The following is a 12,895-nucleotide window of genomic DNA, read 5'->3' on the forward strand; positions in this document are numbered from 1 at the left end:
TCGAAAATCTAACGTTCCGAACGGCCGTCCAGTCTCCTCGAGACGCCTCTTTGGATCTTGCATACCATTTGCTGGCATGACGACTTCTTCGAAAGCAAAGCTGCGCATTGTTTTTCGTGATGTTCGGGTATTCGACGGCGTCTCCGAGAAACTCGTCGCCGGAGACGTTCTGATCGACGGGGACCGGGTAGTCGGGGTCTCGGAGTCCCCCGTCGGTGACGAACCGGGTCGCGAGACGCAGGTCATCGACGGGGGCGGCCGGGTGCTCATGCCCGGAATGAGTGACGCTCACGTCCACCTGGTGGGCAACGCGAACTCGTACGTCGACATGGTGATGGGCTCGGAGAGTCACATCGCGATCAACGGTCTCGCCGAGGCGAGGAACATGCTGCTGCGCGGCTTCACCGCGGTCAGGGACATGGCCGGCGACACCGGCAGCATCAAGTCGGCCATCGATCGCGGACAGTTCCAGGGCCCGCGCATCTACCCGTCGCAGGCCGCGATCTCGCAGACCAGTGGACACGGCGACTTCGGGTTCGTCTACGACACCCCGACCGCGCTGGCCGGGAAGGAGTCGCGGGCGGAGAGCATCGGTTTCATGCGGGTCGCGAACGGTGAGGCACAGGTCCTGGCCTCGGTTCGCGAACAGCTGAAGAAGGGGGCGTCCCAGATCAAGGTGATGGTCGGCGGCGGCGCCGCGTCGATGTACGACCCGCTGTACACGGTGCAGTTCACCGCCCCTGAGCTGCGGGCCGCGGTCGATGCGGCGACCGACTACGGCACCTACGTCGCCACGCACGTCTACAACGTCACCGGCATCCACCGGGCGGTCGAGGCCGGCGTCAAGTCCATCGAGCACGGCCACCTCGCCGACGAGCCGACCATCGCCATGCTCGCCGAACGGGAGGTCTGGCTGTCGATGCAACCGTTCGCCCTCGGCGATCACCACTACCCGGACGCCGATCGCGCCGGGAAGGACCGGGAGATCTGCACCGGCACCGACAGCGTGTACGAGTGGGCGAAGAAGCACGGCGTGAACGTTGCGTGGGGCACCGACCTTCTACTGGAACCGCAGCTCGCCGCCAGGCAGAGCGAGATGGCGGCGCGACTGGGTGATCACTACAGCAATGTCGACGCGCTGCGGATGCTGACATCCGGCAACGCCGAACTGTTCCGGCTCGCCGGCGAGCGTGACCCCTACCGGCAGGCGCCGTTCGGTGTCGTCGCCAAGGACGCGTGGGCGGACGTGCTGCTCGTCGACGGCAACCCGCTCGAGGACCTGAACCTGCTCGCGGATCCGGGAAAGAACCTGCCGGTCATCGTCAAGAACGGCGAGATCGTCAAGAACGCCCTCTGACCCGTGCCGTCGAGCCATTCATCGAACACGAACAGCACTGCCGAAACACGCGCGCCGTCGATCCGTCGCACGGCCCGGAGAAGAGGTGTGAGTTGGTCGAGACAACTACGGCGGAACCGGAGAACTTCTGGGAGCCGATACCCGGTTCGCTCGTGTCCGCGAGGGCGATCGAGCTCGACGGTCCGTGGGGGCACGTGTTCGGCCCCCTCGACCTGGACATCGACGAGGGCGGGGTGACGGTGCTCGCCGCTCAGGCCGGTGCCGCGCGGACCGCCCTCCTCATGGCCTTGTGCGGCAGGATGCGCCTGTCCGGCGGGTCGCTGACCGTCCTCGGCCACAAGGACCGGCCCGCCAAGGTGTTCGCGCGGTCGGCGATCTCCTGCCTGAACGAACTCGACGACGTCAGTCCGTCGGTGACCGTTCGTGACCTCGTCACCGAGCAACTACGGTGGGAATCGCCCTGGTACAAAATGGTTTCCAGGGTGCACGAGGACGGCGTGGCACGCATGTGCGGCGAGGTCTTCGGTGATGTTCCGCTTCCTGCGCTCAATGCATTCGTCGACGATCTGCCGGAGCTCCAGCAACTGTTGCTCCGGATCGCGGTGGCGAACACCCGCCGTCCACCGTTGCTCGTCGTCGGGCGGCTGGACAGGATCGCCGATGACGACGAGCGCCATACCCTGCTCGAACGCCTTGTGGCGCTGGGGGAGCGGCAGTCGGTGATCACCGCGGACGTCAACCCGCTGCCGCCGGACTCAGGGGTGCGGGCGGTGGTCGACATGCAGGGCCTGCTCGGTGCGGGCGACATCGGTGTCATGACCGAGGGGCGGTGAGGTCGTGCTCGCAGGGGTCTCTCTCGGGAGCGATTCGAAGCGGTACTTCCGTGGCACCATGCCGCGAATCGCGATCATCACCATCATTCTCATGCCACTGCTCTACGGCGCGATGTACCTGTGGGCGTTCTGGAATCCGTTCGGCGCGGTCGACAAGATCCCGGCGGCGATCGTCAACAACGACACCGGTCGTACCGCGGACGGGCAGCAACTCGATGCGGGCGCCCAGGTGGTCAAGTCGCTCGTGGCGTCCGGGCAACTGGACCTGGCGGAGGTCTCCGCGGAGGGGGCGGCGCAGGGGCTGTCGTCCGGAAAGTACTACTACACCATCACCCTGCCCGAGAACTTCAGCGCGGCGGTCGAATCGCCGAACGGGGACAATCCGGAGAAGGCGGAACTGGTCTTCACCTTCAACGACGCGAACAACTACCTCGCGACCGTCATCGGGCAGGACGCCTCCGAGCAGGTGATCAATCAGGTCAACTCGACCATCGGTGCGCAAGGTGTCGGGCAGGTCCTCACCGGATTGCAGAGCGCAGGCTCCGGCCTCGAGAAAGCCGCGGACGGTGCCGAACAGCTGGCCTCCGGGATCGACACCGCCAAGGGTGGCGCGGACCAGCTCAGCTCGGGGGCGAACGAGCTGGCGACGAACATGGTCACCGCGGAGTCCGGGTCGGCGCAACTGGCCAGCGGAGCAGCCCAGCTCGCGACCGCGATCGACGGGGCGACCACGCCGTTGATCAACGCCCTCGGCAGCGGCGCCGTCCCGAACATCGGGGGCCAGGTGTCCGAGCTCCGTCGATCACTCGAAGCCCTCGGCAGCCGGCTTCCCGGACCGGCGGAACCCGCACCCGCCACCGCGGTGTCGCAGGCGCTCGACATACTCAGGCAGAGCTCGGATCCCCTGGTGCAGAGGGCGGTCGCGGCACTGTCACCGCTCACCGCCCAGCAGGTCGGCACCGACACCGGGGAGCTGCAGGCGGAGATCAATCGACTCAGCGGTGATGCGCGCGCGGTCGAGTACCAGCTCACCGACCCGAACAGTCCGCTTCAGTCCGGTCTGACGATGCTGCAGAACGGTGGGGTCGCGTCGGACCTGCGCCAGTTGCGCGGCGGCGCAAACGAGCTCAGTAGCGGCGCCGCAACCCTCAGCTCGGGCCTGGTCCAGCTGACCGACGGCAGCAAGCAGCTCGCCGGCGGCGCCGGTCAGCTCGCGTCCGGGATGGTCGAACTGCAGTCCGGTTCGAAGCAGCTCGCCACGGCGCTCGACGAGGGCGCCGGTCAGGTTCCGAGCTGGACGGACGAGCAGAAGACGGCGACGGCGGAGACCCTCTCGACGCCGGTGAAGCTCCAACAGGACTACACGAACGTCGCGCCGACCTTCGGTACCGGATTCGCGCCGTTCTTCCTCTCGCTGGCCCTGTTCGTCGGCGGCATCATCACCTGGATGCTGTTGACCCCCTTGCAGTCGCGACCCACGGTCGGTGGAGTCGGCCTGTACCGAACGGTGCTCGCGTCGTACTGGCCCGCACTGTTCGTGGGGATCCTGCAGGTGATCGTCATGTACACCGTCGTCCACTTCGGTGTAGGTCTCGACGTCAAACACGTGCTCGGCACGATCGCGTTCCTGATGCTGATCTCCGCCACCTACCTGGCGATGATCCAGGCGTTCAACGCGGTGTTCGGGATCGCGGTCGGACGTGTGGTGACCCTCGCCTTCCTGATGCTCCAGTTGGTCTCCGCCGGCGGGATCTACCCGGTGCCGACCACCGCCAAACCCTTCCAGTACATCCACCCGTTCGACCCGATGACCTACACGGTCAACGGGCTGCGCCAGCTCACCATCGGTGAGCATGTCGACTCGCGGCTGTGGATCGCGATCGCGGTACTGGTGGGCATCCTGGTCGTGAGCCTGACCGCCAGCGCCCTGTCCGTCCGCCGCAACCGCCAGTACACCATGGAGCGGCTCTACCCACCACTGGAGGTGTGACCAGGAGAAGTCCCTGTCGATCGCCGACCCCGAGCAGGTCTATCACACCGAGTATTGGAGAGAAGATGTCTGATTCCTTTGCCGCTCCGACCGAAACCCTCGCTCCCGCCTACACCGGACGGCTCGGCACCGATGCGATTCCAGCTCTTCGCATGCCGAAGTCCGAAACCGACCCGGAAGCCGCCTACCGGTTCATCCACGACGAACTGATGCTCGACGGCAGCTCACGGTTGAACCTGGCGACCTTCGTGACCACCTGGATGGACCCGCAGGCCGACCGCCTGATGGCCGAGACCTTCGACAAGAACATGATCGACAAGGACGAGTACCCCCAGACCGCGGAGATCGAGACCCGCTGCGTGAACATGGTCGCGGCCCTCTTCAACGCGGTCGACCTCGACGAGGCCGATCCGGCGTCTGCCACCGGGGTGTCCACGGTCGGCTCCTCGGAGGCGGTCATGCTCGCCGGGCTCGCCCTGAAGTGGCGGTGGCGCGCGGAAAGAGAAGCGGCGGGCAAGGACTCGACGCGACCGAATCTCATTCTCGGCAGCAACGTCCAGGTGGTGTGGGAGAAGTTCTGCCGCTACTTCGACGTCGAGCCGAAGTACCTGCCGATGGCGAAGGGGCGCTACGTCATCACACCGGAGCAGGTCCGGGAGGCGGTGGACGAGAACACCATCGGTGTCGTCGCGATCCTCGGTACCACCTTCACCGGTGAGCTCGAACCGGTCGCCGAGATCTCCGACGTTCTCGACGAGATCGCCGCGAAGGGCGGGCCCGACGTTCCGCTGCACGTCGACGCGGCGAGCGGTGGGTTCGTGGTTCCGTTCCTGCATCCGGAACTGAAGTGGGACTTCCGCCTTCCTCGCGTGGTCTCGATCAACGTCAGTGGTCACAAGTACGGCATGACGTACCCGGGCATCGGTTTCGTGGTGTGGCGGTCGAGGGAGCATCTGCCCGAGGACCTGGTCTTCCGGGTCAACTATCTCGGTGGTGACATGCCGACCTTCACGCTGAACTTCTCCCGCCCGGGCAATCAGGTTGTCGGCCAGTACTACAACTTCATCAGGCTGGGTGTTGCGGGGTACACCCAGATCATGGAGTCGCTGCGCGACACCGCACTGATGATCTCGTCGGAGCTGTCCACGATGGACCACATGCACGTCATCACGGACGGCACCGCGATTCCCGTGCTGTCGTTCGAAGTGGTCGGTGATCCGGGGTTCACGGTGTTCGACATCTCGCACGAACTGCGTGCCCGCGGCTTCCAGGTCCCCGCGTACACGATGCCGGCCGACGCCGAGGACGTCGCGGTACTGCGAATCGTGTTGCGGGAGGGATTCAGTCGGGACATGGCGTACAAGCTCGTGCTGGCGATCAAGGACGTGGTGGCACGGCTGAAGGCCGGTACCGAGCACACCGCCAGCGGCTTCGCCCACTGAGTCGATTCGAGGGGGAGGTACCGGTGCGGGTGAGCGCCGGTACCTCCCCTCGCTCGTGCCGGAGGGAGCTCTGGTGACCAGCTCGCACGGGAGTTCGCGTCAGGTCGCGTCGGCGAATTCCTCTGCAGGCCGATCGTCCTCGCCGAGGTAGATGGCCGAGGCCGAGAAGAAGCACAGTGCGCCGACGAACGTTCCCCCGACCGCGAGCGCCTGATCGATCACGGTGCCCTCATGTGTGATGAACGCGCCCACCGCCGAAACTCCGAACGCGATCGATCCGAGCATGTTGAGCCATACGCTCTGCCAGTCCTTCGAGCGTGGTTCCCAGAACTGGTTGGCCCGCAACAGAATCAGGACGGCAAGGGCGCTGCTGGCCAGGAAAGCGACAGATCCCTCGGCATTGGGATTCCAGACGAGGTGCTCCTCGCCCTTGATCGTGTGTGCGTGCAACGCGGCGCCGGTGCTGACGTTGAACAACAGCGTCCCGAGGAATTGAATTGCGGCGGAGAGCCACTCGGCTCGGATCGCAGGCTTGCCCCGGTCCGTGGTGGTGGCAGCGCCGCTCAGCACCAGTTGAACGAACGCGGCGCCGGTGAAGAACCAGGATCCCACGAAGAACACGGTGTTGGCGCTTGCGCTTCCCATCGCCGTGGAGATCCAAGGGGCGGAACCGAGCGCGAACAGCAGCGCGCCGATGGCGAACCCCCACGACTGCATTCTGAGAGTCGGGTGAATCAGCATGGGGCGCAGTCTAGGTCGCAACCGGCCGGGGTAATCCGGTTTGCGGCGTGGGGATCGAAATCGTTACGGGGCGCGCACCGTCGACGGTCACCCGTCCCCGATTCACACCAGCCAGGCGGCGGCGTTTGCGGGCAGCGTGCCGTCGACCAGCGGTGCACTCGACAGCAGCACCTCGCCCGGCGGCAGCGGGATCGGGGCGTCGGTCGCGTTGAGCGCGCAGGTCAGTCCACCGCGACGCCGGAACGCGAGGCAGCCGGGCGGGCTTCCGTACCAGTCGATCTCGGAACCGCTGAACTCCGGACGATGCGATCGGAGTTCGATCGCGGTCCGGTACAGCGTCAGTGTCGAGTGCAGGTCCTCGAGCTGCGCCTCGACCGTCAGCGCCCCCCAGTCCCGGGGCATCGGCAGCCAGGTGGAGAGGCCGGCGGTGAATCCGTACGGCGGCCGCGTGTTCTCCCACGGAATCGGAACCCGGCAGCCGTCGCGGCCGCGCTCGGTGTGCCCGGAGCGCTCCCACACCGGATCCTGCAGTGCCTCGTCTGGCAGATCGGCGTTCGGCAGGCCCAGCTCGGCACCGTTGTAGATGAAGGCGGCGCCGGGCAGTGCCAGCTCGACCAGCGCCATGCCGCGGGCCCGGTCCAGGCCGACGCGGCCGCCGCCGTAGCGCGTCACCTCCCGCTCGACGTCGTGGTTCGACAGGGTCCACGTCGGGGTGCCGCCGACGCTCGCCACCGCGGCCATCGAGTTCTCGATCGCCGCGCGCACGGTGTCCGCGCCGAACTCGGCCTCGGCCAGGCGGAAGTTGAAGCCCAGATGCAGCTCGTCGGGCCGGATGTACTCGCCGAAGCGCTCGTTGTCGCGCACCCAGATCTCGCCGACCGCCATGGTCCCCGGGTACTCGTTCATCACCCGCCGCAGGCCGCGGTGGATCTCGTGCACACCCGGATTGTTGAACCGGGGATCGTCGTCGTCGCTGCCGAGCAGCTCTGTGTCACCGCCGCGCATCCGCTCGTTGGTGTCCCAGTCGTGGTCCGGCAGGCCCTCAGGCTTGGCCATGCCGTGCGCGACGTCGATACGGAACCCGTCGACGCCCCGCTCGAGCCAGAATCGCAGCGTCCGCTCGAGGTCCTCGGCGACCTCCGGGTTGTCCCAGTTCAGGTCCGGCTGTTCGCGGGCGAAGATGTGCAGATACCACTGGCCCGGCGTGCCGTCGGCCTCGGTGACGCGGGTCCAGGCCGGCCCGCCGAAGATGCTCGGCCAGTTGTTCGGCGGCTGCGAGCCGTCCGCTCCGAGGCCGTCCCGGAAGATGTACCGGGCCCGTTCGGGACTGCCCGGCGCGGCGGCGAGGGCCGCGACGAACCACGGGTGCTGTGAGCTGGTGTGATTGGGCACCAGGTCCATCGTGACCTTGATCCGGCGCGCGTGCGCCTCGGCGATCAGGCCGTCCATCACCGAGAGGTCGCCGAAGAGCGGGTCGATGTCGCGCGGGTCGGACACGTCGTACCCGTGGTCGGCCATCGGTGAGCGCATCACCGGGCTGAGCCACAGCGCGTCCACCCCGAGCAGTTCGAGGTAGCCCAGGCGATCGCGGACGCCGCCCAGATCGCCGACACCGTCACCGTTCGAGTCGGAGAACGAGCGCGGATAGATCTGGTAGAAGACGGCATTAGTCCACCACGGAGTGGTGGCCTCCGGTCCGATCTCGGTAGTGCTCACAGCCCCGTCAGTGCTCACAAGCTCACATAGTGCCAAACCCGGCCGACCACCACGACTCGTGGCGGGGCGGTCAGATCGGCGAGTTCACCATCGATGCGGCGGCCATGTCCATGTAGTCGGTGAGAGCTCGGCGGTGCTCCGCGTCGAGGGTCGACTCGTCGATGGAGTCGATCGCGATGTGCATGCAGCGGAGCCAGGCGTCGCGCTCGAGCGGACCAATCGTGAACGGCTGGTGACGCAGTCGCAGTCGCGGATGTCCGCGCTCGTCGGAGTAGGTGCGCGGCCCGCCCCAGTACTGCTCGAGAAACAATCGCATGCGTCGCTCGGCCGGACCGAGGTCCTCCTCGGGATACAGCGGTCGGACGATCTCGTCCTTGGCAACTTCCTCGTAGAACCGGGCAGTCAGTCGGCGGAACGTCTCGGCTCCGCCCACCGCGTCGTAGAAGCTCATCTCGGCATCAGTCATGGCGTGCTCCATTGTGCCCGGCCCGGCTCGGGTGTGCCGCCAGGCCGGACGGATCGCGGCGCTGCGTCCCCGTCGTAGCCTCCTGTTCACCGAGTGTCCAGCATCTTTGTGCCGAAATGGGCGTGCGTCGAGATCCTATCCGTGGTCCACTGGGTGGGGTCTTTTCCGGAGGTGGCATGAAGCACCGGCACGGCGCGCGAGCGCATCGACAACTCGAGCCCACTGGCCTGCGCGACGCGCGCGGGGCGGGGGCTTCTACGCTGCAAGTGTTAGACGAGGGACTCAGACCCTCGATCCCGGGCGAGGACGCGGTGCCTGCCTGGGTGAAACGCCGGGTGCTGCTGCTCAACGCCACCTACGAGCCACTCACCGCGCTTCCCGTCCGCCGAGCCGTCGTGCTGCTGGTCTGCGACAAGGCCGACGCCGTCCACGAGGATCCGCTCGGGCAGGTCATCCACTCCGCCGGCTGCTCCGTGCAGGTCCCGTCGGTGATTCGGCTGCGCAACTACGTACGCGTTCCGTACCGCGCCAGGATCCCGATGACGCGTGCCGCGCTGATGCACCGCGACCGATTCCGGTGCGCCTACTGCGGGGACAAGGCGGAGACCATCGACCACGTCATCCCGCGCAGCCGCGGCGGCGGTCATTCGTGGGAGAACTGCGTCGCCTGCTGCGCCCCGTGCAACCACCGCAAGGCCGACAAGTTGCTCAGCGAGCTCGGCTGGACGCTGCGCGCCGCGCTGGTCCCGCCGAAGGGGCAGCACTGGCGCCTGCTCGCGGCGACCAAGGACCTCGACCCGCTCTGGTTGCGGTACCTGGGGGAGGGCGCGGCGTAGCGGGGTGGTCCCCGCCGCCCTTTCGTGCGGGTCGTGTCACCTTCGCCGGGCGTCTGGGCTACCGTTTGGCAGGTGAGCATTCTTGAGACAGTGCTGATCTTCGTCGGGATCCCCGTGGTCGCCACGGCGATCATCGCGGGACTGTGCTTCCTGGCCAAGCCGGTCGCGGGTTCGACGCCCGCGCACTACTCGCTCGACAAGGAATGGACCCACAAGCCCGTGCTGTGGTCCGCCGTCGACGAGGTCACCGTGGCGGGACACCATGGCGGACACAAGGCCATCGCGGCCGGTTCCGCAGATCTGATCGGAGGTTCGGCAAGTGGCAGGTGGTAACCGTTTCCCGGCAGTGATCGAGGCCGACCTCCCGGTGGGGTCCGTCGTGACCGCCAGCGGTCGAGTCTCCTCGGTGCACCGCATCGGTGATCCGTACGACGATCTCCCGTTCACCGTGGACGAGCTGGTGACGCTGGACGACGCGCTGACCGACGCGACGCGTTCGACCAAGGTGCGCTTCAACGCGTACATCGGACCGCTGGGTGAGGATCCCGCGACCGGCGTCGACGAGCTGTTCCCGACCACTCCCGAGGCCGAGCGTTCGGTGCTCATCGCGGTGTCGCCGAACCAGCGCGCCGTCGAGGTCCGCTCCGGCAAGGCAGTCGCGGACCGGGTCACCGACCGCGTCGCGCAGCTCGGCGTGACCGCGGCCGTCTCGTCGTTCGGCGAGGCGAACCTGATCGACGGACTGGTCAGTGCGGTCCGCGTCATGAGCGCGGCCATCGCGGCCCGCTAGGCCCTCTCGTCCCATGTGACCCAATGTCACATCGGTTCAGTTAGCCCGAACCGATGTGACATTGGGTCACTGCCGTTGGTGGGGTCAGGTCGCGTCGAAGGCGCGGGCCTCGAGCGAGCGCTCGATCCCGGCCCGGCCCTCGACGACCAGCCGGCGCAACGCCGGCGGATGGTCGCCGGCGAGGAACTGGTCGGCCGCGGCGACCGACGCCTCGCTGATCGACCAGGCCGGGTACAGCCCGACGACCACCGTCTGGGCGACCTCGCTCGACCGCCGCTCCCACACCCCGGGAATGTCGGCGAAGTAGCGGGCGACGTACGGCTCGAGCAGTTCGTCCTGACCCGGCGCCGAGAAGCCACCGATGATCGCGCGGGCGGTGATGTTCGGGACCGTGTCGTCGTCCACCACCGTCGACCAGGCCCGCTCCTTGACCGCGGCCTGCGGTCGAGCGGCCCGCGCCGCGGCGGCCTGCCGGGCGCCGGCAGCGGTCGGATCGCGCTGCGCCTCGGCGTCGATGAACGGACTCGAGGTGCCGTCCGCATCGACCTCCCCGGCGACGGCCAGGGCCTGTACCAGGCGCCAGCGCAGGTCGGTGTCGACCACCAGCCCCGGCAGCCCGACCGTCGCGGGATCGGCGTCGAGCAGTTCCTGCAGCACCTCCGTGTGCCACGGCGAGAGCTGCGCCCCGGTCAGCGAGTTCACGAACGCGAGCTGGTGGTCCGAGCCGGCCTCGGCCTCGCGGGCCAGCTCGAGCAGCCGGTTCGCGAAGTCCGGCCAGCCGGTCCCGGCCGCCCAGCCGGGTTCGGCGTAGGCGGCGAGCGCGGTGTGCCCCTGCATCAGCAGCCGCTGCACCACGCCCACCTCGGTCTCGGCGCCGATGCCGCGCTGCACCAGGGCCACGAAGTCGCGGGCCTTGAGCTCGGCCTGACGGGTCATCTCCCAGGCCGCCGACCACACCAGCGTGCGGGGCAGTGGGTCCGCGATGTCCCCGATCCGCTCGATGGCCGTGGACAGCGACTCCGGGTCGAGCCGCACCGAGCAGTAGGTGAGGTCGTCGTCGTTGACCAGCACCAGCTTGCCGCGCTCGACACCGACGAGTTCGGGCACCTCGGTGCGGGGACCCTCGACGTCGAGTTCGATGCGTTCGGTGCGCACCAGCTTGCCGTGCTGGCCGTCGTCGTAGATCCCGATCGCGAGCCGGTGCACGCGGGTCTCGCCCGCGCCCGGCGCCGCGCCGTCCTGGATCACCGCGAAGGAGGTGAACCGTCCGTCGGCATCGACCTCGAACTCGGGTCGCAGGATGTTCAGTCCGGTCGTCTTGAGCCACTGCGAGCCCCAGTCGGACAGGTCCCGGCCCGAGGCCTTCTCCAGCGCGGCGAGCAGGTCGTCGAACGTCGCGTTGCCGTACGCGTGGTCGGCGAAGTAGGCGCGCAGACCGGCGAGGAACGGCTCGAGTCCGACGTACGCGACGAGTTGCTTGAGCACCGACGCGCCCTTGGCGTAGGTGATGCCGTCGAAGTTCACCTCCACCGCGGCGAGGTCCGGGATGTCCGCGGCGATCGGGTGCGTCGAGGGCAGCTGGTCCTGCCGGTACGCCCAAGACTTCTCCACATTCGCGAACGTGGTCCAGGCGTTGGTGTACTCGGTGGCCTCGGTCTGGCACAGCACCGAGGCGAAGGTCGCGAAGGACTCGTTGAGCCACAGGTCGTCCCACCACTTCATGGTGACGAGGTCGCCAAACCACATGTGCGCCATCTCGTGCAGCACCGTCTCGGCGCGCCGCTCGTACGAGTAGCGGGTGACCTTGGACCGGAACACGTAGTCCTCGAGGAAGGTGACCGCGCCGGCGTTCTCCATTGCGCCCGCGTTGAATTCGGGCACGAACAGCTGGTCGTACTTGCCGAACGCGTACGGCACCCCGAAGCTGCGGTGGTAGAAGTCGAAGCCCTGCTTGGTCTCGGTGAACAGTCGCTCGGCGTCCATGTGCTCGGCGAGCGAGGCGCGGCAGTAGATGCCGAGCGGAATGTGGCCGTGCTCGTCGGAGTAGCTGTCACTCCACCGCGCGTACGGACCGGCGATCAGCGCGACCAGGTAGGTGCTCATCTTCGGGGTGGTCCGGAACTGGTGCACGCCGGGCGTCGCGGCGAGCGTCTCGACTGTCGCGGAGTTGGAGATCACTTGCCAGTCGGCCGGGGCGGTGACCCGAATGTCGAAGGTGGCCTTGAGATCCGGCTGGTCGAAGCAGGCGAACATCCGCTTGGCGTCCGCGGTCTCGAACTGCGAGTACAGGTACACCGCCTGGTCGGTCGGGTCCACGAAGCGGTGCAGGCCCTCGCCGGTGTTCGAGTACTCGCAGTCGGCCTCGACGACCAGCTCGTTGTGCTCGGCGAGGTCGGTCAGCGCGATGCCCTCGGATTCGTCGTACCCGCTGACGTCCAGGATGCGCCCGTTGAGGGTGGCGGTGCGCACCCCGCGGGCGACGAGGTCGACGAAGGTCTGCCCGCCGGCCGTCGCGCCGAACGTGACCGTGGTCCGGGACAGGAACGTCTGCTCGCCGGGCGCCCCGCTGCCGTCGGTGAGGTCCAACTCGATGCTGTAGTTCTCGACCGTCAACAGCTCCGCGCGCTGCGCTGCCTGGTCGCGGGTCAGGTTCGGTGGGGCCACTTCGGGACGCTCCTCGGGAGTCGGGGACAGGTGCTCGGCTCCATCCCATCACGAGGCGCC

11 protein-coding genes are annotated in these 12,895 nt (G+C 67.6%); 7 read left to right on the forward strand and 4 right to left on the reverse strand.

What is annotated here, in order from left to right; all coding sequences use genetic code 11:
- Positions 1-76 precede the first annotated feature (76 nt).
- The 4 genes from ACFVH2_RS12435 (at position 77) to ACFVH2_RS12450 (ending at position 5,622) form a co-directional block, all read left to right on the forward strand.
- Positions 77-1,357, forward strand: coding sequence for an amidohydrolase family protein (locus tag ACFVH2_RS12435; RefSeq protein ID WP_378427871.1), 1,281 nt, complete (start codon positions 77-79; stop codon positions 1,355-1,357).
- Positions 1,358-1,449: 92 nt separating this feature from the next.
- Positions 1,450-2,190, forward strand: a complete 741-nt coding sequence (locus ACFVH2_RS12440) for a hypothetical protein (protein WP_378427873.1) — start codon at positions 1,450-1,452, stop codon at positions 2,188-2,190.
- Positions 2,191-2,194: 4 nt separating this feature from the next.
- Positions 2,195-4,180 carry a YhgE/Pip family protein gene (locus ACFVH2_RS12445; protein ID WP_378427875.1) on the forward strand — a complete coding sequence of 662 codons (1,986 nt, stop codon included), beginning with the start codon at positions 2,195-2,197 and terminating at the stop codon, positions 4,178-4,180.
- Positions 4,181-4,245: 65 nt separating this feature from the next.
- Positions 4,246-5,622 (forward strand): glutamate decarboxylase, encoded by a 1,377-nt coding sequence (locus tag ACFVH2_RS12450; protein WP_378427877.1) that lies wholly within the window; start codon positions 4,246-4,248, stop codon positions 5,620-5,622.
- A 99-nt stretch (positions 5,623-5,721) separates the two neighbouring features.
- Here ACFVH2_RS12450 and ACFVH2_RS12455 read toward each other — a convergent pair whose 3' ends face one another.
- From ACFVH2_RS12455 to ACFVH2_RS12465, 3 genes are all read right to left on the reverse strand, one after another.
- Entirely contained in the window at positions 5,722-6,363 is a 642-nt protein-coding gene (locus tag ACFVH2_RS12455) for a hypothetical protein (protein ID WP_378427879.1), read from the reverse strand.
- Positions 6,364-6,465: 102 nt separating this feature from the next.
- Positions 6,466-8,079, reverse strand: coding sequence for a glycoside hydrolase family 13 protein (locus ACFVH2_RS12460; protein ID WP_378427880.1), 1,614 nt, complete (start codon positions 8,077-8,079; stop codon positions 6,466-6,468).
- Positions 8,080-8,149: 70 nt separating this feature from the next.
- Positions 8,150-8,545 (reverse strand): globin, encoded by a 396-nt coding sequence (locus ACFVH2_RS12465; protein WP_378427882.1) that lies wholly within the window; start codon positions 8,543-8,545, stop codon positions 8,150-8,152.
- Positions 8,546-8,721: 176 nt separating this feature from the next.
- On the opposite strand from ACFVH2_RS12465, the gene ACFVH2_RS12470 reads away from it, so the two are divergent.
- From ACFVH2_RS12470 to ACFVH2_RS12480, 3 genes are all read left to right on the forward strand, one after another.
- Positions 8,722-9,381: an HNH endonuclease gene (locus ACFVH2_RS12470; RefSeq protein ID WP_378427884.1), complete on the forward strand. Its 660-nt coding sequence runs from the start codon at positions 8,722-8,724 to the stop codon at positions 9,379-9,381.
- A 72-nt stretch (positions 9,382-9,453) separates the two neighbouring features.
- Complete coding sequence (locus ACFVH2_RS12475; RefSeq protein ID WP_142097234.1) at positions 9,454-9,714, forward strand: hypothetical protein; 261 nt, start codon at positions 9,454-9,456, stop codon at positions 9,712-9,714.
- A complete protein-coding gene (locus ACFVH2_RS12480; RefSeq protein WP_378427887.1) occupies positions 9,701-10,171 on the forward strand; it encodes a DUF5130 domain-containing protein in 471 nt (156 codons plus the stop codon). The genes ACFVH2_RS12475 and ACFVH2_RS12480 overlap by 14 nt, the downstream gene beginning before the upstream one ends.
- 84 nt (positions 10,172-10,255) lie before the next feature.
- On the opposite strand, the gene pepN is transcribed toward ACFVH2_RS12480, so the two are convergent.
- A complete protein-coding gene (gene pepN / locus ACFVH2_RS12485) occupies positions 10,256-12,835 on the reverse strand; it encodes an aminopeptidase N (protein ID WP_378427889.1) in 2,580 nt (859 codons plus the stop codon).
- Positions 12,836-12,895: the final 60 nt, after the last annotated feature.

It is taken from the genome of Rhodococcus sp. NPDC127527, assembly GCF_042672245.1.
In the GTDB taxonomy this organism is placed as follows: Bacteria; Actinomycetota; Actinomycetes; order Mycobacteriales; family Mycobacteriaceae; genus Rhodococcus_G.

Coding starts and splice junctions, on each gene's coding strand:
- ACFVH2_RS12435 (WP_378427871.1), top strand. CDS start 77: ATGACGACTTCTTCGAAAGCAAAGCTGCGCATTGTTTTTCGTGATGTT.
- ACFVH2_RS12450 (WP_378427877.1), top strand. CDS start 4,246: ATGTCTGATTCCTTTGCCGCTCCGACCGAAACCCTCGCTCCCGCCTAC.
- ACFVH2_RS12455 (WP_378427879.1), bottom strand. CDS start 6,363: ATGCTGATTCACCCGACTCTCAGAATGCAGTCGTGGGGGTTCGCCATC.
- ACFVH2_RS12465 (WP_378427882.1), bottom strand. CDS start 8,545: ATGACTGATGCCGAGATGAGCTTCTACGACGCGGTGGGCGGAGCCGAG.
- ACFVH2_RS12470 (WP_378427884.1), top strand. CDS start 8,722: ATGAAGCACCGGCACGGCGCGCGAGCGCATCGACAACTCGAGCCCACT.